The following is a 21,755-nucleotide window of genomic DNA, read 5'->3' as shown; positions in this document are numbered from 1 at the left end:
TACCTTACCTCTCAATCAGATCTGACCGATGTTACGCGAAAGCGTACTATCGGCAAATCAATCATTAGCTTGCATGCTAGATTAATGTGATCTTCTCCGAGGTGAGACGCTTTTTTGTGCTTGGGAACCTCGCTGAAAGCCACGTAATGTCTGCCTTCTCTTACAATTGTTATCTTTGTCTTAATGGCAATGACGTGCAAGACGAGGGAGACAAAAATCATCTTCCACTCACCGCTCGCGTAAAAGCGGGATGTAAATAAAATGTTACGCACTGGTGTTCTGTAAAACCCGCCCGGGTGTTTTCCTCTCCATGTTGAACCGCTATCGTTTTTTGTAGAGACGAAACAGGGAGGCGTGTCGATGAAACAGCATCAATACGAATCTAAGCCGTTGGATTCTAAAGGTCAGATCGCTTGGACGGATGACGAACATGAGGTCTGGACGCAGCTTGTCGCCAGACAGTTAGACTGCATCAAGGGCAAGGCGTGTCGTGAGTATTTTGATGGGCTGGCATTGTTGGATTTGCCCACAAATTGTGCGCCACAGATATCTTCCATCAACCGTGTTCTGGCAGAAACAACGGGTTGGCAGCTGGAGCCTGTGCCAGCTTTGATTGATTTCGACCATTTCTTCGCGCTGCTTGCATCAAAACGGTTTCCTGTCGCGACCTTTCTTCGCACTCAGCAGGACTTTGACTATCTACAAGAGCCTGACTTCTTCCACGAAATTTTCGGTCATTGCGCCATGTTGACGCATCCAGCGTTTGCTTCATTTACCCAACATTATGGCAAGCTGGGAGTGAACGCATCTAAGGCAGATCGCGTATATCTTGCAAGGTTGTACTGGTTTACGGTTGAGTTTGGGCTGGTTCAAAACGACGAGGGGCTATCAATATACGGCGGTGGGATTTTGTCTTCACCTGCGGAAACCGAGTATGCCTTTAATAGCGATGAACCGATTCGGAAAAAATTGGATGTGATCGACGTAATGAGAACGCCTTATCGCATCGACATTCTGCAACCGATCTACTTTTATTTAAGTACGCTCGACGAGCTGTACGAACTCGAGAAACTCGACTTGCTCGCGTGTGTGAACAGGGCAAAAGCCCTTGGTCTGCATGCGCCACTTTACCCTCAGAAAATCGCACAATAGGGAGAATGAAATGGAACAATTGTCAGAACTGCAATGTGAAGCCTGCCGTGCAGATGCGCCAAGAGTGGACGGTGATGAAGCGGCAAGTTTGATGTCCACGCTTCCTGAGTGGCAACTGCTGGAGGTCGATGGCATCAACCAATTGCAACGCGTTTATAAGTTCCGCAACTTCAAATTGGCGTGGGAATTTGCAGACAAGGTGGCGGAGTTAGCAGAAGCTGAAGGACATCACCCGGCCATTCTTCTGGAGTGGGGAAGCTGTTCAGTTACTTGGTGGACCCACAAAATTAAAGGTTTGCACAAAAATGATTTTATCTGTGCAGCCAAGACAGATTTGTTGTGCGAAGACTGATCTTCGCTAAAAAGTAAGAAAGGGGCGCAATGCCCCTTTATAGAGAAAACAGCGACAGCTAAATGCTACACCTCAAACCTCGTTCCCTGATTTCTGCCTTCCGCATTGGCATCTCATCAATAACCTGCACCATTTCGTTGATATCAAAACCCTGACGCCAACGGGCTTTTTCGGTGCCATCCTTACCGATCAATACCGCGGTATGCTCGTTGTTCCGCACGCGATATTTGTTCATCAGTTTGATGATTTCCTGCGAAGAGAATAGGCCTCGGGAGTCGGACAGATCGTTCATGTCTAAAATGAGCGTATGGAGGTCTCTGTCATCAATCTGGCAGCGATGAACCAGCAACTGACGCTCAAAAGAGGCGACGTTTTCATCGAAACCTTTTGAAAAATAGATAAGTGTTCGGTGGGGTTCAATCAGACCGTACATCGGGTAGGCGAGCGTGTTTGTGCTGAACCACAGCCCAGTCAGAGCCAACCCAAGATAAGTGAACGTTTTCATGATACACGCCCTTCCACAAAGAACATGTTTGCTAGTACGTAAGCATAGTTCGTCCGGATTGATCTCTCCTGCCTGTACTAAAAAATACAGAACGATGCTCCATATAAGTGCGTCGTGTCATTCCTAGCTAAGGAGTGACTAATATAGTGCGTTGGGCAGGTTTCTATGCACCATTCTTAAGCATCTTGAATTTTGTGTTCGTGTCTATAACGTTTGATGCTCTGTATAAAACCTGTTTTATTTCATTGGGTTGTGATTTATTTGCGAGCAACATCTCGTTTATGGCAAGGCTCTTGCTCAAGGGTATCCCAGATACTCAAAAGGAGCTTTTGCAATGAATGGGAAGAAGTTTGCATTAAATTGGGTAAGTGCTGCGGTTATCGCTGGTGCTGGCATCTCATTTCAGGTTGTCGCTGAAGAAGACACCATCAAAGTGGGTGTCTTGCACTCGCTATCTGGAACGATGGCGATCAGTGAAACGACGTTGAAAGACACCGTGTTGATGATGGTGGACGAGCAAAACAAGAAAGGCGGCTTGCTCGGCAAGAAGCTGGAAGCCGTTGTGGTTGACCCAGCTTCAAACTGGCCGCTGTTTGCAGAAAAAGCACGCGAACTGATTGAGAAAGAAGAAGTAGATGTTGTGTTCGGCTGCTGGACATCCGTTTCACGTAAATCTGTCTTACCTGTATTCGAAGAACTTAACAGCCTGCTGTTCTATCCTGTTCAGTACGAGGGTGAAGAGTCCTCGAAAAACGTGTTCTACACTGGCGCTGCGCCTAACCAGCAGGCAATTCCTGCTGTTGATTACCTGAAAAAAGACCTTGGCGTTGAGCGCTGGGTATTGGCAGGTACTGACTATGTCTATCCACGTACGACTAACAAAATCCTCGAAGCCTATTTAATTGACAGTGGTGTCGCCAAAGAAGACATCATGATCAATTACACCCCATTTGGTCACTCTGATTGGCAGTCAATCGTTGCTGACATCAAGAAATTCGGTGCTGCCGGTAAGAAAACCGCAGTGGTTTCTACCATCAACGGTGACGCCAACGTGCCTTTCTACAAAGAGCTTGCTGCTCAGGGCGTAGAAGCGGAAGACATTCCTGTCGTCGCGTTCTCAGTCGGTGAAGAAGAACTGTCTGGTATGGACACTTCTGCGCTGGTGGGCCACCTCGCGGCATGGAACTACTTCATGAGCGTGGAAACTGACACCAACGACGAGTTCGTTGAGAAGTGGCATGCCTACATCAAAGACGACAAGCGTGTGACTAACGATCCAATGGAAGCCACTTACCTGGGTTTCAACATGTGGGCGAAAGCGGTTGAGAAAGCAGGCACCACAGATTCTGAAGCCGTTCAGGAATCGATCATTGGTGTGACTGTTCCAAACCTGACTGGCGGTTTTGCGACCATGATGCCTAACCACCACATCACTAAGCCTGTGTTGATTGGTGAAATTCAGGACGACGGTCAGTTCGTGACCGTGTGGGAAACCCCAGATGTTGTTGCGGGTGATGCGTGGTCTGATTACCTGACTGGCTCCAAAGACCTGTTTGCAAGCTGGCTGAAGCCAATGTCTTGCGGCAGCTTCAATGTCACCACGGGCCAGTGCTCAGGTGTCGCTGAATAAGTTCTGATTCTATCTACTAGGGTAGGGAGTCCATAGAGAGTCCTGCCCGGAAGGTTGCTTCCAGTTTACCTGCCTTTGCGGTGCCGTCTCCTTGCACATATGAACCGCATTGGCAGGACTTTTTCGAAGGATCGATTCATGCAACGTTTGACAGCAACAATGAATCGCCTGCTGTGGTTGTGCCGTTTACTCGTTGTTATGAGTGGCGTGCTGATAACAGCACAGGCGAATGCCGACATTTCGGAGATGTCGCAAGCCGCAAGCGCACTTGCGGGTAAATCGTTTGGTGACAAAGAAGCCGCGATTGCTTTTATCGCTACAGCTGAGTCATCAGAACAAGTAACAGTTTCAAACATTCAACTTCTTGAAGGCTTGCTGAATAAGCAGGTGGTTTACGACAAGAAAGCCAGATCTGTTTGGTATCTTGCCGAGCCGCCATTGGCGAAAGGCAGCGAGCTGACCAATATCCTTTCTGGCGATACTGTGACGGTAGAAAAGAAACGCCAGTACCGTGCGGTGACCATCAATAACAGTATCCGCAGTCAGATAAAGACAGTCATGGCGACAGCTGCACTGTCCAGCGCTGATGCAGAAACCCGACAAACTGCTGCTAGACGTATGATTGGGGAGCTTGATGCCTCCTTACTGCCTGCCATCGTTTCGATACGTGATGATGAGAGTGACACTGTCACTAAAAAGTACTTGTCGACGGCGATTTCAGTTTACTCAGTGACAGAAGGCAGCGAAGCAACGCAGACCATGGAAGCAAAGCAGACCATGGAAGCCATAACTTTCCTGTCTAGCGTTGGTTTGCCCGAAGCCTTTGATGCGCTGCAGGCAGCAAGAGCGAAAGTGCAGAGTGATGATGTTGAAACCATCACAGCGCTTGATAAAGCGATTGCTGAGTATGAACAGAGCCAGCGTGTAGTGAATGCCGCCCAGACCTTGTACTTCGGTTTAAGTCTTGGGTCGGTACTAGTGCTCGCGGGAATCGGCCTTGCCATCACATTTGGTGTAATGGGCGTGATTAACATGGCACATGGTGAGCTGATCATGATCGGCGCGTATACTACTTATGTGCTGCAACAACTTTTCCCGGCGCAAACCGGCATGGCGTTGCTGCTTTCTATTCCTTGCGCCTTTGTGGTTTCCGGTTTGGTGGGCATGGCGATAGAACGCTCGGTGATTCGACATCTTTACGGTCGACCATTGGAAACTCTGCTGGCGACCTTTGGTATCAGCCTCATTCTGCAACAAGCAGTCCGTAGCATCTTCTCACCGCTTAACCGTTCCGTCAGTACGCCTGATTTTATGAGCGGCATGATTGAAGTGACGCCGATGCTAGAGCTGACAGCCAGTCGCATGTACATCATGGTGTTCTGCCTGATGGTTTTCTTTGCACTCCTGTTTATTTTGAAACGCACGCCGCTGGGCTTGCAGGTTCGCGCCGTGTCTCAAAACCGTGCAATGGCCCGCGCGATGGGTGTGCGATCTGAATGGGTCGACATGGCGACCTTTGGTTTGGGCTCTGGCATCGCCGGTGTTGCTGGCGTGGCGCTTTCCCAGCTCACCAATGTGGGGCCGAACATGGGTCAGGCTTACATCATTGACTCTTTCATGGTGGTGGTCTTCGGTGGTGTTGGAAACCTATGGGGAACGCTGGCTGCAGGCTTGAGCCTGGGCGTGTTCAACAAAGTCTTGGAACCTTGGGCGGGCGCTGTATTGGCGAAGATCCTAGTTCTGGTGTTCATCATCCTCTTTATTCAGAAACGTCCTAAAGGTTTGTTCCCGCAACGTGGACGCATGGCGGAGGACAACTAAATGGTCACTAAATCCCTTTTCGACCGCTCAACGGTCATGATGATTGTGGTGCTGCTGAGCATCAGTTTTCTGGTGCCTATCCTGAATCTGGTGGTACCGGCGGGTAGCGTTTTTCATCTCGAAACCTATACCGTTTCTCTGCTTGGCAAATATCTCTGCTTCGCCATTCTCGCGCTGTCAGTGGATTTGGTGTGGGGCTATCTTGGTATTTTGAGTCTGGGTCACGGCGCGTTCTTCGCACTCGGCGGATATGCCATGGGCATGTACCTGATGCGCCAGATTGGTGATCGCGGTGTTTACGGTAACCCAGAACTGCCGGACTTTATGGTGTTCCTTAACTGGCAGGAACTGCCGTGGTTTTGGTTCGGCTTCGACCAATTCTGGTTTGCCTGTTTGATGGCGGTCGCTGTGCCGGGTTTGTTGGCCTTTGTGTTCGGCTGGCTGGCGTTCCGCTCACGCGTGTCCGGGGTCTACCTCTCCATCATGACGCAGGCGATGACGTTCGCTTTGATGCTGGCTTTCTTCCGCAATGAAATGGGATTTGGCGGCAACAATGGCCTGACGGATTTCAAAGACATTCTCGGTTTCAGCCTTCAAAGCGATGCCACCCGAATTGGGTTATTTACGGCGACCGTGATGGCGTTGCTGTTGGCTTACTTGTTGTGTCGTGCGGTGGTTGTCAGCCGATTAGGTGCATTGACGATCGCGATTCGCGATGCGGAATCCCGCGCCCGATTTGTTGGGTATCGCGTTGAGAATAGCAAGCTCTGGTTGTTTGTCCTCTCTGCTGCCATCGCTGGTGTTGCGGGAGCCTTGTATGTCCCGCAGGTGGGCATTATTAACCCTGGAGAATTTGCACCGCTGAACTCGATTGAAATCGTAGTTTGGGTAGCACTGGGCGGCCGCGCGACCCTTTATGGCGCTGTCATTGGTGCGGTGCTGGTGAACTACGCGAAAAGCTGGTTCACGGTTGAATTTCCAGAAGTGTGGCTGTTTGCATTGGGTGCGTTGTTTGTTCTCGCCACCTTGTATCTGCCAAAAGGCGTAAGTGGACTGTTTCGCAAGGAGGCAAACGCATGATGTCGAGAACCTTGGTGGTTGAAGGCATGAACCACCAAAAAGAACAACTGCCTGAAATTAATCCTACGGCGGAGCTGCTGAATGAAATCACCCGACGTGATCAGGTATTCAGCTTCCTGAAGCCTCAATACAACCCAAAAGTCGACGTGAAAAACGGCATGTTGCTCTACGTCGAAGGCGTGTCGGTATCTTTTGATGGTTTCAAAGCGATTAACGATTTGAATTTGTACATCAAAGAAGGCGAGCTTCGTTGCATCATCGGTCCAAATGGCGCGGGTAAAACCACCATGATGGACATCATCACAGGGAAGACGAGACCGGATGTGGGCGATGTTTGGCTCGGTCAGCAATTGAACCTGCTCAAGATGGATGAAGCGGAAATTGCCAATGCGGGCATTGGCCGAAAATTCCAGAAACCTACCGTATTTGAAGCGTTGTCAGTTTGGGAAAACCTTGAGCTCGCCATGGCGGGTGAGAAATCGACATGGCACCTGTTCCGGGCTGTTTTATCTGGTGAGCAGAAATGCGACATAGAAAGAGTACTGGAGCTAATAGGCTTAGACACGCAGTCCAGAATGTTGGCGGGTAAGCTTTCCCATGGCCAAAAACAGTGGCTTGAAATCGGCATGTTGCTGATGCAGAAACCCAAGCTTTTGCTGGTGGATGAGCCCGTAGCGGGCATGACGCATCAGGAGATGGATCGTACTGCTGAATTGCTGCTTTCCCTGGCGGGAGAGCATTCGATCATGGTGGTTGAGCACGACATGGATTTTGTTCGCAGCATTGCGTCGACAGTGACCGTGCTTCACCAAGGACATGTGCTGGCAGAGGGATCGATGAAATCGATTCAGGACGACCAGCGTGTTCGCGAAGTGTACTTGGGCCAATAGGAGAGAGCTTAATGCTGACAGTAAATGGATTAAATCAGCGTTACGGAGAGAGTCAGACACTCTGGGATCTTTCCATTGAAGCGCCAAAAGGACAATGCACCGTGGTGATGGGACGCAATGGCGTCGGAAAAACCACCTTACTACAAAGCATCATGGGGCTGTTGAAAGTCGATACTGGTCAAATCCTGATGGAAGGCAATGACCTTGCCCCTCGCCGCGCGGAAGACCGACCACGAGCGGGTGTGGGTTATGTACCGCAGGGTCGTCAGATCTTCCCACGATTAACCGTTGAGGAAAATCTGGAAATCGGCCTGCCAATTCGCCCGAAGAACGACAGGAAAATCCCGGATTACATCTATGAGTTGTTTCCTGTTCTGGCGGAAATGAAGCGCCGCTTTGGCGGGGATCTATCAGGTGGTCAGCAACAGCAGTTGGCGATTGCCCGCGCTTTGGTGATCGACCCCAAACTGTTGCTGTTGGATGAGCCAACAGAAGGGATTCAGCCAAACATCGTGCAGGAAATTGGCGACATCATCTGCAAACTCAATCAGGAGATGGGTCTCACTGTCATTCTTGTTGAGCAGAAGCTGCCTTTCGCACGCAAAGTCGGCGACAGATTCTGTTTGCTTGATCGGGGAAGAAGCGTTGCCAGCGGCGAAATGGACGAGCTTTCTGATGATCTGATCCGACAGTATCTGACTGTGTAGGAGTGATTGTATGGCACAAACGCTCTCTGACGTTTATGAAAGCAATGTCCCGAACACCCAGTCTCACGGCCGATGGGAAGCGGAGCTTCGCCTCGGCTATCAGCACAACGGTACTCGAACGGTATTGCGTGATTGCCTACACCGCGGCCCATTAGCGGTGCAGCGCGCTTTGTATCCGGAAGGCGGTGTTTGCCACAGCCATTTATTGCATCCGCCGGGTGGCGTGGTGGGTGGCGATAGCCTGAATGTGTTTGTCGACGCCAAAGACGGCGCAGAAGTATTAATGACCACTCCTGGCGCAACCCGTTTTTATCGTTCAGACGGTCGTGTCGCGATGTTAAACCAATCGCTGAAAGTGGGTGAAGACAGTCGTCTTGAGTGGTTGCCGTTGGAAAACATTGCGTTTCCGAATGCCCATCTTGTCACCCGTACTGATATTCAAATTTCCTCTCATGCGCGCTTTGCAGGCTGGGAAATTTGGACTTTGGGACAGCCTGTTTCCAACCAAGCCTTCGATAAAGGCGTGATTGATGGAATGACCACGATTTCCATCGACGACAAGCTCGTTCTCTGCGAGCGCCTGCGCGTCAATCCAGCCACGCTACAACACTCTGCTGCGGCGCTTCGTGGCTATCCCGTTGTCGGTTCGATGTTCGTGTATGGCGATGCAGAGGCTTTGTCTGAGTTACTTAAAAACTGGTGGGCTGAGCAGGACAAACCGAAAGAGCTAGAGCTTGGCATCACCTATATCGACGGATTGGTGGCTGTGCGGGCATTGGCATCAAACACAGAAACCCTGTTCCACATTCTGACGGAATGCTGGCTAAAAATTCGAAAACACTGGACCGGCGCAACTCCTGATGTGCCGAGGATCTGGCGTACCTGATGGATAGTGGTGTTCTGGCGTAACTGATTTATAGCGGTGTATTGACCGCGAAAACTGCGAGGAGTCAACACATGGAGTTAACCCCGAGAGAAAAGGACAAGCTGCTGTTATTTACTGCGGCTTTGCTCGCTGAGCGACGTAAAGAGCGCGGCTTGAAGTTGAACTATCCCGAATCAGTCGCCTTGATCAGCGCCGCCATTATGGAAGGCGCGCGAGACGGTCGAACCGTGGCGGAGTTGATGGATTACGGTCGCACTATCCTGACCGTCAACGACGTGATGGAAGGGGTGCCAGAGATGATCCACGACGTGCAGGTAGAAGCGACTTTCCCTGATGGCACTAAGCTCGTCACTGTTCATGATCCGATTGTGTAGGAGGCCAGAATGAAACTAAAAACAGGTTCCTTCACGCCGGGTGAAATTCGCGCAGCAGACGGGGAAATCGAACTCAATGCAGGTCGCCCAACTGTTACCGTTGATGTAGCAAACACAGGTGACAGGCCAGTCCAGGTTGGCTCCCACTATCACTTTTTCGAAGTGAATGACGCGCTGGTTTTTGAACGCAACATGACAAAAGGATTTCGCCTCAACATTCCTTCAGGCACGGCGGTACGTTTCGAACCAGGTCAAAGTCGCTCTGTAGAGCTTGTGGCTTACGCGGGTTCTCGTGAGGTGTATGGCTTTCAAGGGCGCTGTATGGGTCCGATAGATGGCGCTTCAAACAGCGATAAGGATGATTGAGATGAGTAAGAAAATATCCCGAAGCGCTTATGCAGAAATGTTCGGTCCAACCACAGGCGACTGTGTGCGCTTGGCGGACACCGAACTCTGGCTGGAAGTGGAAAAAGACTTCACGGTTTACGGCGACGAGGTGAAATTCGGCGGCGGTAAAACTATTCGCGATGGTATGGGACAAAGCCAGCGCCCTAGCAGCGAAACACCGGACATGGTGATCACCAATGTTGTCGTGCTCGATTACTGGGGCATCGTAAAAGCAGATGTCGCTGTAAAAGGCGGTCGCATTGCGGGTATAGGCAAAGCCGGTAACCCGGACATTCAGGACAATGTCGATATCATCATTGGCCCGGGCACTGAAGTGGTGGCGGGGGAAGGTCAAATCCTGACAGCGGGCGGCATTGATTCTCACATCCACTTTATCTGCCCGCAGCAAATCGAAGAAGCACTGACCTCTGGCGTGACTACTATGATCGGTGGCGGTACTGGCCCAGCGACAGGCACCAATGCGACAACCTGTACGCCGGGACCTTGGAACATTCACCGCATGCTCGAATCGTTGGATGCGTTCCCGATGAACTTCGGTTTGCTGGGTAAAGGTAACGCGAGCTTACCGGACGCGCTGGACGAGCAAATTGCGGCGGGTGCCTGTGGCTTGAAACTGCACGAAGACTGGGGCTCAACGCCAGCAGCGATTGATTGCTGTTTAAGCGTGGCGGAAGTGACGGATACTCAGGTTGCGATTCATACCGATACGCTCAACGAGTGTGGCTTTGTGGAATCGACGCTGAATGCGATTGGTGATCGCGTCATACATACCTATCACACCGAAGGGGCGGGCGGTGGTCACGCGCCGGACATCATTAAAGCGGCAGGTCTGGCTAACGTGTTGCCGTCTTCGACTAACCCAACCCGTCCTTACACGGTCAATACGGTGGATGAACACCTCGACATGTTGATGGTGTGTCACCACCTTTCACCGTCCATCGCCGAAGACATCGCGTTCGCGGAATCCCGTATTCGCCGCGAAACCATTGCGGCGGAAGACATGCTTCACGACATGGGGGCGTTTTCGATGATTTCGTCGGACTCGCAGGCCATGGGACGAGTCGGTGAAGTCATCCTTCGTACCTGGCAAACCGCGCACAAGATGAAAGTGCAGTTTGGTGCGTTGGAAGGCGACAGCAGCTATAGCGATAACGCGAGAATCAAACGTTATGTGGCGAAATACACCATTAACCCGGCGATTACTCATGGCGTCGCCCATGAAGTGGGCTCGATTGAAAAGGGCAAATTGGCGGACCTGGTACTTTGGAAGCCTGCTTTCTTTGGCGTGAAACCTTCGCTGGTGATCAAAGGCGGCTTAATTGCTACTGCGCCTATGGGCGATCCAAATGGCTCCATTCCAACACCTCAGCCTGTGCATTACCGCCCTATGTTTGGTTCTTTTGGTGCAGGCCCAGCACAGAGCTCGCTGTTGTTTATGTCTCAGATGTCGATTGATAACGGTGTACCGGAAATGCTCGATCTGAAGAGTGGTGCAGTGGCAGTGAAAAACTGCAGAAACATCCGCAAGAAAGACATGAAACTGAACGACTGGCAGCCAACGATCGAAGTGGATCCTCAAACCTATGAGGTTCGTGCTGATGGCCAATTACTGGTTTGCCAGCCTGCTGATGTGTTGCCGATGGCGCAACGTTACTTCCTGTTCTGAGGTAAAAAATGATCGAATTTACAGAAATCATCAAAGCATCGGATGTCAGGGAAAGTGATATCACCGAATTGGCGACCATTCACCTGGGCATTGATTCAAGAATAAAAAGCCGTATCCGCGTCACGTTGGACAACGGCAGTGAGGCTGGGTTGTTTCTTCCCCGTGGGCAAACGCTTCGCGGTGGTGATGTGTTGGTATCAACCTGCGGCCACCAAGTTCGTGTTATCGCGGCAGAGGAAAAAGTATCAACCGTACACGCTGATGATGGCGTGTTATTGGCTCGGCTCGCTTACCACTTGGGTAACCGCCATGTACCGTTGCAAGTGGGTGATTGGTGGGTACGTTATCAGCATGACCACGTTTTAGACGAAATGGTGGGATTACTCGGAGGCCGTGTGGTGGTCGAAATGGCCCCTTTTGAGCCAGAAGCGGGCGCTTATGGCGGCCACTCATCCGGTCATCACCATCATCATTGATTTTAGATTTAATACATTCAGTCAAGGAGACAGGACTATGAAAAAATTACTTATCGCTGCGCTGGCATTACCGTTTCCCGCGTTTGCACACATTACTGGCGAACCGCATACTGAGACGCCGCATCATATTTTGGCCACCGCGCAGGCGCACCCGTTTGAAACTGTATTAATGCTGGTAGCTGCGGCGGGAATTGGCTACATGATTCACCGCATGTTCAACGGCCGTTAGTCATGCAATCCGATTATCGTCTGTTTCAACTTATCAGTCCTTCTTTGCCTGTGGGAGCATTCAGCTACTCACAAGGTTTGGAGTGGGCGATAGAAACAGGCTGGGTTGACAGTGAATCTGCATTGAAGGACTGGCTGGTGAGCTTGGCAACAGACAGCTTGCAACAGCTCGAACTGCCCTTGCTGCGCCGTGTTTTCGCAGCGCTGAAGTCGGAAGATTTAGAGACAGCAAACTATTGGTGCGATTGGCTGTATGCCAGCCGCGAAACGATGGAACTAAGAACGGAAGAGCTCCAGCGTGGACGCACCATGCTGAAGCTGTTGCAGCAGCTTGAGCTGGTTGAAGCGGAAAGCCAGTTAGATGTGTTGCTGGCGAAAAGTCAGGTCGCAGGCTTCGCGTATGCCGGAATGAAATGGGGCATTGAAGAAGAATCTCTTTGCCACGGCTATGCATGGAGTTGGTTGGAAAACTGTGTCGTCGCTGGTGTGAAAATGGTGCCGTTAGGACAAACAGCGGGACAGCGTGTGTTGATGGATGTGTCAGATGCTTTGCAGGAAGTCGTCGAAGCGTCGCGTTTTATCGCTGACGAACAAGTTGGCTCTTTTGCACCAGCGCAGGCCATCGCGTCGAGCTGCCATGAAACGCAATACACGCGGCTATTCCGCTCATAAGGAGAATGAAGATGGATTATAAACAACCGCTAAGAGTCGGTGTGGGTGGCCCGGTAGGGTCAGGAAAAACGGCGCTTTTAGAAGTGCTATGTAAAGCCATGCGTGATACCTATTCGGTGGCTGTCGTCACCAATGATATTTATACCCGTGAAGATCAGCGCATTTTGACCGAGGCCGAGGCTTTGCCTGCAGAACGCATTGTTGGGGTGGAAACAGGTGGTTGTCCGCACACCGCGATTCGTGAAGATGCGTCAATGAACCTTGAAGCAGTTGAGGGATTGTCAAAGCTTCATAAAGATCTGGATTTGGTATTTATCGAAAGCGGCGGCGATAACCTGAGTGCCACGTTTAGCCCTGAACTTGCTGATCTGACAATCTACGTGATTGATGTGGCAGAAGGCGAGAAGATCCCACGCAAAGGTGGACCGGGCATTACCCGTTCTGACCTACTGGTGATCAACAAAATCGACTTGGCACCTTACGTTGGTGCAAACCTCGATGTGATGGATTCGGATACCAAAAGAATGCGTCCGGTGAAACCTTATGTCTTTTCCAACCTGAAAGAAGGTGTGGGGCTGGCGGAAGTGATTCATTTCCTCGAGACGGAAGGAATGTTGAAAAAAGCGGGTTGATAAACCCGCTTCTCATTTTGTTATATCTAGCGCTATTTACTTACCAAACCCATAGTGTCGGCAATAGCAAAAACTGACCCAGCTCACCAGAAGCGTTGCGACTGTCAGTTCGACCAGACCTAATCGCTCCAGCCATGTCCAGTGTGGGAAGTCCTTGCCTAACCAGAGAATCAATCGCTCCATAGCAACTGCACTGATAACCGAAGGGAAGGTCAGTGCTGCGAGCGTGGGCTGGAAGGGCTCTTTGAGCAGGTCGATATAGCAGAGATAAACGAACAGGGTCATCATGATACCGACTCCGGCCAAGGCGCCAGCCAAAACAGGATCAGGAGTTGGCATGTTGACCAAATACGCGGTGAGCGCAAGGTTCACCGGTGCTGCCATGATTGCCAGTACCGGGCGGGAGTTCCTCGGTAAACTTTCCAAAAAGCAAAGCCGATAAAGCACAAATGGCAACATGCAGAAATACGCACCGATACAAATGTGGGCCAGCAGGGCAGATTCGTTATCAAACCCCAGTTTTGGACCTGCCAATGTGCTGCTGATTAACCCGACTGGATATAGGAACCAACTCGGGTAGATGTTGCACTTCTCAAAGTTCTTCAACTGGTGAAAGAAGAAATAACACATCATGAAGATGTGCATCGTCATCGCCGGATACCAGACAACAGCTGCCACGCTGACATTCACTTCCGCCAGAAAATCTGCCATCAACAATAGCGACATAGTCATGGGCGCCATCAAGCTACCGTAAAGCGGGTCTCTGAGATCCTGGAAGAAACGCTTTGGCTCAAAGATATATTTGAGCCAAACAGGAGCAATCAACAAAATGCCGATTGTAGAAAGCATGGGGCGGGTGAGATGTCCAGTTATTGGGTGGTAGAGAGACCATGCGACACCTAGCCCAAAAAATGCCATCGCAAGGGATGACTGGGCGGTAGGTATAAATCGAAATGGGGAGTGGAAAGCCGTCAATCTAACATCCATGAGCTAACTGCAGAGTGGGCATTATACGCCTGCTGATTTATGGTTGTGAGTGGGTTTGCGAAATTTCTTTATTAATTTCAGACAATAGGGGCAGCGAATTTCTGGAAATATCGTTCAGGCCTTGTGTGGCAAGGGTTTAAAGCATAATTCCTGCCGAAAAATCACCCCAAAAGACTGATATTGTCGAAAGCGGAAACCTGATCACAATCACAGAAATGCAATCTAGCCCCTTCGTCAAGGTTACCTATAATCAAATTGCACCCAGAAATTTAGACGAATGAGGATGAGCTTTGAAGCTCGAGTCCGCCGGGCAAAAGAGTGCTGGCGACGAGTTTGGGTCGCATAACAATTTGGAATGTTACACCAGTGTAGAAATACACCAAAACTGAAAAAGTCCTTACACATCACATAGCCCATGAGATGCAAATGCACGAGGCACGGTAGCTCAACGTAGTGAGCAATGTGAGGCACGCTATATCTACGACAACACCACAGTATTCGATTTTCAACCTTTAGAGTTAAGCAAAAAGCCACCGTTTAGGTGGCTTTTCTTCGTGTGGCGTTTCTCTGTGAAGTCAGGATTCAGAAAGAAATGATTCTTCTGCCGTTTTCCGCGCGCTCTTCGGTTTGAGGCTTCGTTTTTCTTTTTGCTGATTTAGTTGGCTTTGCCGTTTGCTTTTTAGCTGCTTGCTTCTGTGCTTTTGGCTTTTGTATTGCTTGTTGCGGTTGCTGCTGTTTTGGCTTTTTCTGCTTTGGTTCAACCGGCGCAGGTGGCGTATCACAAAGCACGACATAAAACTCTTCGTTAAACGCAATCACGTCGCCATCATAGATTTTGCAACGTTTACGGGTTTCTACTTCGCCGTTCACGAAGACATAGCCTTCTGCGATCGCCATTTTGGCTTCACCACCACCGCTAACGGCGTTGGCGATCTTTAATACTTTATAAAGTTCTACTGGCTGGGAAGAGACTTCGATACCCAGCGCTTCTACTTCAATTTCTTCGTGCGACATGTTCGCTACTCATTTCTTTGTAATTTGCTCGCTGGGAGTTTAGCGTAAGATTCGATGCCTGTGCACTCTGAAACGCACGAATGACGTGGTATTGATAGAATTAATGATACTTTATTCAGGTGAGCTGCTGTAGTGCAGAACTGTGATCTGCACGTCATGCACACGTTCGGAATCTCTTGAAACTTGAAAAGGGATGTAATAAAAATACTTTCGTTGTGACAAGTTCTGGAATTTTTTTCAATTTCCACTGTCATATCATTAGCTTCATCCTGCATCTACGAATGAATCTTTCATTCTTAAGAAGTGTGCTCCTTGAGGTAAACGAATAAGGGGAGACAGCCAATAAGTTGGCAAATGCAGATGAAGTGTATTTTAAACACTCAGGAATGTAATGCGTGCGCACTTTCGTTCAAGAAGGTCGGCTCATTTTAACCTGATTAAAAAAAGAGGTGTTCTCTATGAGTAATAAAGCAAGACGCCTGTGGTTTTACCATCAAAGTAAAACGCAAAAGACGCGTCCATCAAAACTGCGTTAATCGCAAAGATACCAGAAACGCCATTCGGCGTTTCTGGTTCCAAAATCTCCTCCCAAAATTCTCTCTATCCCGATTACACCCTCGCTTTATTGATACTTGCACAGAAAAAGTGGGGCAACTGTCAGAAAATTCTATTTAAAATCAGTATCCCAACCCGATGCTGGCTACACTTTAACCATGCCTGCTGATATACAAAAATAACGATTTAATCAGGACGCAACACAACAACTAACATGGATGTCGGGAGAGAAAAAATGAATGTATTGTCTTGGGAGAATATCTCCAAGTTAGCCGGACATACTGTTCAACTGATCGATGGTGCAGAAAACGAATACGATGTGTTGGTTGAGGCGGTCAATGAAGGCGAAGGCAATGGTACGACGAAGAATGACCGTCTTGTTGAGAACTTCACCATGGTACTGGTTGGCCCTGATGAAACTGAATTTCCTCAAGGGAATTATCTGATTTCCCACCACTCAATGGGACAGCAAATTCTTTATATGATGCAAGCTGGTAACAATCGCTACACCATCACTATTAACACCGAGGCGTAAAGGCTTACGCCTCTTTTGTACGCTTACTCGCCAAGTAAGTTGTTGTCTCTCGTATTGAATTCCCGTCTTGATAGATTCGTTGTTATGATACTGCCTTTCTGTCTTCAATTTACCAGAGGCGGTATGCAACGCATTCTTCTCAGTTTTCTCTCGCTCACTCTGCTGTTGTCTTCTCAGGCCTTCGCCCGCGAAGAGGTCTTGGTATTTGCGGCATCTTCAATGACAACGGCGCTGAATGACATTGTTGATCAATACGAGCTTGAAACAGGAAAGAAGGTGGTTGTTTCTTATGCGTCTTCTTCAGCACTTGCAAGGCAGCTGGCCTATGGTGCACCGGCAGATATCTATATTTCGGCGAATGAAAAGTGGATGGCTTATGTCGTTGAGCAAGGCGTGATTGAACCCACTGTGGTAACACCTTGGGTAGAAAACCAATTGGTTATCGTGGCAGGACCTGATGGTAAAACCCTCGATGGCCTCAATCAGCAAGATCTTGTTGCTGCCATCGGCAATAGTCGGCTGGCGATGTCTGACCCTGGTCATGTGCCTGCGGGTATCTATGCCAAAGAATCTCTTGAAACCCTGGGGCTTTGGGGGAGCGTGAAAAGTAAATTGGCATTATCAAACAGCGTGAGAGCCACACTAGCGCTGGTGGAGCGTGGTGAGGCGCCGCTTGGTATTGTGTATTTTTCTGATGCTAATGCTTCTTCGCAGGTGAAAATTGCCGCTGAGATTCCTGCCAACACGCACGAGCCTATCGTATTCCCTAAAGCGCTAACGAAAGAAGCAAACGCTGAGGCTGAGGCCTTCTTTCGTTTTTTGGATTCAGATGCGGCGACGCAAATTGTCACCAACAATGGCTTTGTGGTGACGCCAAAACAGAGCAATGATCACTAATGTTACTCACACCTGTTGAATGGGAAGCGCTGACACTCAGCCTGAAAATATCGTTTGTCGCTGTGGCAGCAAGTTTGCCATTAGGCATCGCGATGGCTTGGTTATTGGCAAGAAAAGAGTTTGCAGGGAAATCTCTGTTAGATGGCTTTATCCACCTGCCTTTGGTGTTGCCACCTGTCGTGATTGGTTATTTGCTATTGGTTGTGATGGGGCGTCGTGGTGCGGTGGGAAGTTGGTTGTATGACACCTTTGGCATTTCTTTTTCGTTCAGTTGGAAGGGCGCTGCATTAGCGTCTGCTGTGGTGGCATTTCCACTATTGGTGCGTGCTGTCAGGCTCTCCATCGAGCTGGTGGATAGCAAGCTTGAACAAGCTGCACGGACCTTGGGGGCATCTCCCTGGCGTGTGTTTTTCACCATTACGTTGCCACTGATAGCACCGGGTATTCTCTCTGGTGTGGTGTTGGCTTTTGCCCGTAGCTTGGGTGAATTTGGCGCAACCATTACATTCGTTTCGAATATTCCCGGTGAAACCCAAACCATTCCTCTTGCGATGTTTGCCTTTCTTGAAACACCTGGTGCGGAAGAAAGCGTGGCACGTCTTTGCATCCTTTCTATTGTGATTGCGTTACTCTCGCTATTTGGCTCTGAATGGCTGAGCCGTCGAATGAAAAAGAAGATGGGGCTGTCATGATTACGCTGTCGCTAAACGTTGATCACAAGCCTTTTCTGCTAAGGGTGAATGAAACGATCCCTTCATCGGGCATTACCGCGGTGTTTGGTCGTTCCGGCGCGGGTAAAACGTCACTCATCAATGCCATCTGCGGCCTAGTTAAACCTGAATCCGGACAAATAGCGCTTGGGGATAAAGTGTTGTTTGATAGCGCTGCCGGCATTGACCTCGCCCCTGAGCGCAGACGTATCGGTTATGTGTTTCAAGAAGCGCGTCTGTTTCCTCACATGTCGGTCGAGAAGAACCTCAAATACGGTCAGCCAAAGGAAAACCGCGCTAAGTTTGAAGAAGTCACCGAGTTATTGGGGATTGAACACCTACTGAAAAGGCATCCCGCCGCGCTATCTGGTGGTGAGAAGCAGCGTGTGGCGATAGGGCGGGCGCTTCTGTCTGAACCTGAACTGTTGATCATGGATGAGCCGACCGCTTCCTTGGACGGGCCGCGTCGGCAAGAACTGATTCAGTATTTGCTTCGATTGGCAGCTTCCTTAAATATTCCTGTGCTCTACGTTAGTCACAGTTTGGATGAAATCCTTCAGATTGCAGACAACATGCTGATCTTGAATGAAGGTCAGGTTGTTGCCAATGGACCGCTTCATGATGTTTGGGGTTCTGCGCCAATGCGTCCTTGGCTTTCGGCGAAAGAACAGAGTGCTCTTGTCAGCGCGAAGCTGGTAGGGCATCACGCTAAATATGGGATGGCTCAATTGGACTTGGAAGGTGAGACCATTTGGGTAACAAAGGTTGATGATGCGGAAGGTGCTTTGCTTCGCCTTCGGATTTTTGCCAATGACATTTCTATAGTGAAATCCCGCCCTGTCGATACCAGTATCCGAAATGTATTGCCCGCTATTGTAGATGACGTTTGTGTTTCCGAGTGCGAAGAGAATGCCTCGGGCTATTGTCAGGTCGCGTTACGAATTGGTAACCAAAGATTACTGGCAAATATAACCCAATGGGCAGTCGATGATCTTCAGTTATCACAAGGTGATACAGTCTATGCGCAGCTTAAGGGCGTGAGCGTCACCAAAGGCGATTTGGCATACCAGCACAAGAATTTTTAATAATTTCTATGCCGTTTCTATCGCAAATTGAAGTAGAATTCCTCAGTGCTTGCCGTATACCGTGTGACATTCGCTAACCGCATTTTTTGCTGTTAAACGATAAGGTGTACGAATGAAACGCACTGGGAGGGCGACTTGTATCATGCGTCGCAAAAATACCTCCTAAAAACAAGCAACAGCATAATTTTCACGAGCAGATTAGATACTCTCGTTGAGTAGATGGCTCGTGATGAGTAGTAGGAGAGATAAATGTTTGCATGGCTAACCGGCCTGTTTAAGAAAGAAAAGCTCAAGTCGACGGATTGGGTTAAGAAGCTCATGCAAGCCAATCGTTCTGGTAGCTACGGAAAATATAGCGAGTACTATGACAAGCATGTGACCCGTATCCATCAGTCTTATCACAAAGACTTTCAGCGATTCGAACGCTTTGCTATTCAAAGCTACAAGAAGGATGACCAGCGTGCGTTTATTGCGATTAAGACTGCGATGTATGCGCACAAGCTTAACCAGATCAAAGTTGCGGCGTGTCTGACGGCATCTGTCATCAATTACAACAAGATGCTGCTGGAAGGAAAGAAGGTGCAGATTCACCCTAGGTTGGTGCGCGCAGCCACCTCGCTTCACAAACAAATTATTGAAGCTCACGCGAGCTCAAAGAAGAAAAAGACCAAAGAAAAAGCCTGAGAAATCAGGCTTTTTTGTATGCTGTTCCCAAACGCCCACCTTATCGGCTCATCATAAATCGTTAGAGAGCGAGGTATTTACCTTCCTTTTCGACTGATGTAAAAACGCTACGAGTTGATTAATGCTCATAAATACAAATAGTTAAAATATATCTGGGCTTATTGGCCTGGAAGCCCAATGTAACGAAAAGCTTAGCGATCAAATAAAAGTGATGGATATCACATAATGGTTTTGCTAAGGTGTCGCCCCTCACACACAATGTGAGAGCACAATGACTTTTACTTCTCTTTTTAAGGCTGAGAAGCTGGTGTCGACACTGACCATTAGCTTTTTCGCGCTTTTCCTCTTTGCGGCCGTCTATGACATGTCGCTCTTCTCTCAGACCATCAACCAAATATTCGGGTTAGCGGCAAATGAATTCGGCGTTTTCTGGCAATGGTTAATGGTGGCAAACCTCGCATTGGCGCTCGTCATTGCTACTTCTCCTTACGGAAAACTAAAGCTTGGTCATCAAAGCAAACCGGATATCAGCGTGTTTCGGTGGATCTCGATGATCATGTGTACCTTACTGGCTGGCGGTGGCGTATTTTGGTCAGCCGCTGAGCCGGTGTATCACTTCCTTTCGCCTTCTCCTTCCTATTCTGGCATTGAACAACACACCGAAGCTGCAGCGACTGCTGCCCTGAGTCAGAGCTTTCTTCATTGGGGATTTCTCGCTTGGGCGGTTTTAGGCACGCTTGCGACAATCGTTCTCATGCATGCCCACTACGAAAAAGGACTGAAGCTAAGACCCCGTGCATTGCTATATCCCCTGTTTGGCGAGCGTTTCGAAAAGCATTGGTTCGGTGCCGTCGTAGATGCTTGTTCAATTGTCGGTGTGGCAGCAGGAACCATTGGTCCCATCGGTTTTTTGGCGAGCCAATTGGGTTTCAGTATTGAAGCTTTATTTGGTATCGAAAATACCATGAGCACACAAGTGATGATTCTCATGGCGGTCGTAGCGATTTACTCGCTGTCTGCCTTTACGGGAATGGATAAGGGACTTCAGTGGCTTTCTAAACTCAATGTGCTTGGCGCGTTGGCTTTGCTTCTATTTGTGTTGGTATTGGGGCCGACCTCTTTCATCTTCGGTTCGTTTGTCACTGCATTCGGTAGTTATCTAGAGCATTTTTCTTCAATGAGTCTAGATACCGAAAAAGCAGCTTGGATGACCAACTGGACGTGGTTTTTCTGGGGATGGTTCATTGGCTTTGCGCCCATGATGGCGATTTTCATTGCCAAAATATCTCGTGGGAGAAGCATTCGCGTATTGATCTTAGCAGTTGCCGTGGGCTCACCGATTGTCACCAATTTCTGGTTTACTGCGCTGGGTGGCACGGGGATTTTCTTTGAGTTGACCAATCCGGGGGCGATATCCGGCCCAATGGCGGGGGCGGGATTACCGGGTGTGCTGATCGCGACGCTTCAACAACTCCCTCTTCAATTTATATTGGTACCTGCATTTCTGATACTCACCACGACCTTTGTGGCAACAACGGGCGATTCCATGGCGTATTCCATTGCTGTCGTCACGTCAGAAGACGCGACACCATCTAAGCATCAAAGACTGTTTTGGGCGGTGATGTTGGGTGTGGTTGCAGCCGTATTGCTAACGGCTGGAAATGGAGGCTTCGCAGCATTGCAGTCATTTATCGTGATTACAGCAGTGCCAGTTTCGTTGTTGATAGCCACGACACTGATTTCTGCGCCATTGGCTTTGAAATGTATGTCTGCGACTAACGCGAGGACTCAGGAGGTGTTGGCCTGATT

General features: G+C 49.3%; 25 protein-coding genes. 21 read left to right on the top strand and 4 right to left on the bottom strand.

Features of this window, described 5'->3' with window-relative positions; all coding sequences use genetic code 11:
- Positions 1–360: 360 nt before the first annotated feature.
- Positions 361–1,152: a phenylalanine 4-monooxygenase gene (gene phhA, locus D515_RS03585; RefSeq protein WP_002536070.1), complete on the top strand. Its 792-nt coding sequence runs from the start codon at positions 361–363 to the stop codon at positions 1,150–1,152.
- A gap of 10 nt (positions 1,153–1,162) precedes the next feature.
- Positions 1,163–1,504, top strand: a complete 342-nt coding sequence (locus D515_RS03580; protein ID WP_002536068.1) for a 4a-hydroxytetrahydrobiopterin dehydratase — start codon at positions 1,163–1,165, stop codon at positions 1,502–1,504.
- Between the two features lie 58 nt (positions 1,505–1,562).
- Here the strand turns inward: D515_RS03580 and D515_RS03575 are convergent, their stop codons facing one another.
- Positions 1,563–2,009 carry a DUF4174 domain-containing protein gene (locus D515_RS03575; RefSeq protein ID WP_002536067.1) on the bottom strand — a complete coding sequence of 149 codons (447 nt, stop codon included), beginning with the start codon at positions 2,007–2,009 and terminating at the stop codon, positions 1,563–1,565.
- Positions 2,010–2,343: 334 nt separating this feature from the next.
- Between D515_RS03575 and urtA the strand changes: the two genes are divergently transcribed.
- The 13 genes from urtA (at position 2,344) to ureG (ending at position 13,479) form a co-directional block, all read left to right on the top strand.
- On the top strand, positions 2,344–3,639 hold the full coding sequence (gene urtA, locus D515_RS03565) for an urea ABC transporter substrate-binding protein (RefSeq protein WP_002536063.1): 1,296 nt from the start codon (positions 2,344–2,346) through the stop codon (positions 3,637–3,639).
- Positions 3,640–3,777: 138 nt separating this feature from the next.
- Positions 3,778–5,460 carry an urea ABC transporter permease subunit UrtB gene (gene urtB, locus D515_RS03560; RefSeq protein WP_002536062.1) on the top strand — a complete coding sequence of 561 codons (1,683 nt, stop codon included), beginning with the start codon at positions 3,778–3,780 and terminating at the stop codon, positions 5,458–5,460.
- Between the two features lie 36 nt (positions 5,461–5,496).
- A complete protein-coding gene (gene urtC, locus D515_RS03555; protein WP_420835364.1) occupies positions 5,497–6,540 on the top strand; it encodes an urea ABC transporter permease subunit UrtC in 1,044 nt (347 codons plus the stop codon).
- Positions 6,537–7,430, top strand: a complete 894-nt coding sequence (urtD, locus tag D515_RS03550; protein WP_002536058.1) for an urea ABC transporter ATP-binding protein UrtD — start codon at positions 6,537–6,539, stop codon at positions 7,428–7,430. Before urtC ends, urtD begins: the two co-directional genes overlap by 4 nt.
- Before the next feature lie 11 nt (positions 7,431–7,441).
- Entirely contained in the window at positions 7,442–8,137 is a 696-nt protein-coding gene (urtE, locus tag D515_RS03545) for an urea ABC transporter ATP-binding subunit UrtE (protein ID WP_002536057.1), read from the top strand.
- A 10-nt stretch (positions 8,138–8,147) separates the two neighbouring features.
- Entirely contained in the window at positions 8,148–9,023 is an 876-nt protein-coding gene (locus tag D515_RS03540) for an urease accessory protein UreD (RefSeq protein ID WP_002536055.1), read from the top strand.
- 71 nt (positions 9,024–9,094) lie between these two features.
- Complete coding sequence (gene ureA / locus D515_RS03535) at positions 9,095–9,397, top strand: urease subunit gamma (protein WP_002536054.1); 303 nt, start codon at positions 9,095–9,097, stop codon at positions 9,395–9,397.
- 9 nt (positions 9,398–9,406) lie between these two features.
- The gene (locus D515_RS03530; protein ID WP_002536052.1) at positions 9,407–9,763 is read left to right on the top strand and encodes an urease subunit beta; all 357 of its coding nucleotides are present in this window, start codon (positions 9,407–9,409) and stop codon (positions 9,761–9,763) included.
- Between the two features lies 1 nt (position 9,764).
- Positions 9,765–11,471 (top strand): urease subunit alpha, encoded by a 1,707-nt coding sequence (gene ureC / locus D515_RS03525; protein ID WP_002536050.1) that lies wholly within the window; start codon positions 9,765–9,767, stop codon positions 11,469–11,471.
- A gap of 8 nt (positions 11,472–11,479) precedes the next feature.
- A complete protein-coding gene (ureE, locus tag D515_RS03520) occupies positions 11,480–11,947 on the top strand; it encodes an urease accessory protein UreE (RefSeq protein WP_002536048.1) in 468 nt (155 codons plus the stop codon).
- Positions 11,948–11,984: 37 nt separating this feature from the next.
- Complete coding sequence (locus tag D515_RS03515) at positions 11,985–12,176, top strand: hypothetical protein (protein WP_002536047.1); 192 nt, start codon at positions 11,985–11,987, stop codon at positions 12,174–12,176.
- Between the two features lie 2 nt (positions 12,177–12,178).
- Positions 12,179–12,847: an urease accessory protein UreF gene (locus tag D515_RS03510; protein WP_002536044.1), complete on the top strand. Its 669-nt coding sequence runs from the start codon at positions 12,179–12,181 to the stop codon at positions 12,845–12,847.
- Positions 12,848–12,858: 11 nt separating this feature from the next.
- Positions 12,859–13,479 carry an urease accessory protein UreG gene (ureG, locus tag D515_RS03505; protein ID WP_002536042.1) on the top strand — a complete coding sequence of 207 codons (621 nt, stop codon included), beginning with the start codon at positions 12,859–12,861 and terminating at the stop codon, positions 13,477–13,479.
- Positions 13,480–13,515: 36 nt separating this feature from the next.
- Here ureG and D515_RS03500 read toward each other — a convergent pair whose 3' ends face one another.
- The 3 genes from D515_RS03500 to D515_RS26335 all read right to left on the bottom strand — a co-directional run bounded on the left by D515_RS03500 (position 13,516) and on the right by D515_RS26335 (position 16,059).
- Positions 13,516–14,466, bottom strand: a complete 951-nt coding sequence (locus D515_RS03500; protein ID WP_039849554.1) for a TDT family transporter — start codon at positions 14,464–14,466, stop codon at positions 13,516–13,518.
- Between the two features lie 582 nt (positions 14,467–15,048).
- Positions 15,049–15,480 carry an RNA-binding S4 domain-containing protein gene (locus D515_RS03495; RefSeq protein ID WP_002536039.1) on the bottom strand — a complete coding sequence of 144 codons (432 nt, stop codon included), beginning with the start codon at positions 15,478–15,480 and terminating at the stop codon, positions 15,049–15,051.
- A gap of 456 nt (positions 15,481–15,936) precedes the next feature.
- The gene (locus tag D515_RS26335) at positions 15,937–16,059 is read right to left on the bottom strand and encodes a hypothetical protein (RefSeq protein WP_002536038.1); all 123 of its coding nucleotides are present in this window, start codon (positions 16,057–16,059) and stop codon (positions 15,937–15,939) included.
- 211 nt (positions 16,060–16,270) lie between these two features.
- On the opposite strand from D515_RS26335, the gene D515_RS03490 reads away from it, so the two are divergent.
- The 6 genes from D515_RS03490 (at position 16,271) to D515_RS03465 (ending at position 21,753) form a co-directional block, all read left to right on the top strand.
- Positions 16,271–16,570, top strand: coding sequence for a DUF6916 family protein (locus tag D515_RS03490; protein WP_002536037.1), 300 nt, complete (start codon positions 16,271–16,273; stop codon positions 16,568–16,570).
- Between the two features lie 123 nt (positions 16,571–16,693).
- A complete protein-coding gene (gene modA / locus D515_RS03485) occupies positions 16,694–17,467 on the top strand; it encodes a molybdate ABC transporter substrate-binding protein (RefSeq protein ID WP_002536035.1) in 774 nt (257 codons plus the stop codon).
- Entirely contained in the window at positions 17,467–18,159 is a 693-nt protein-coding gene (modB, locus tag D515_RS03480) for a molybdate ABC transporter permease subunit (protein WP_002536033.1), read from the top strand. Before modA ends, modB begins: the two co-directional genes overlap by 1 nt.
- A complete protein-coding gene (modC, locus tag D515_RS03475) occupies positions 18,156–19,262 on the top strand; it encodes a molybdenum ABC transporter ATP-binding protein ModC (RefSeq protein WP_002536031.1) in 1,107 nt (368 codons plus the stop codon). The genes modB and modC overlap by 4 nt, the downstream gene beginning before the upstream one ends.
- Positions 19,263–19,511: 249 nt before the next feature.
- A complete protein-coding gene (locus D515_RS03470; RefSeq protein ID WP_002536029.1) occupies positions 19,512–19,946 on the top strand; it encodes a hypothetical protein in 435 nt (144 codons plus the stop codon).
- Positions 19,947–20,217: 271 nt separating this feature from the next.
- A complete protein-coding gene (locus D515_RS03465) occupies positions 20,218–21,753 on the top strand; it encodes a BCCT family transporter (RefSeq protein ID WP_002536027.1) in 1,536 nt (511 codons plus the stop codon).
- Positions 21,754–21,755: the final 2 nt, after the last annotated feature.

The organism is Grimontia indica (assembly GCF_000333895.2).
Taxonomy (GTDB): Bacteria; Pseudomonadota; Gammaproteobacteria; order Enterobacterales; family Vibrionaceae; genus Enterovibrio; species Enterovibrio indicus.
This window is presented reverse-complemented; position numbering and strand designations above follow the sequence as displayed.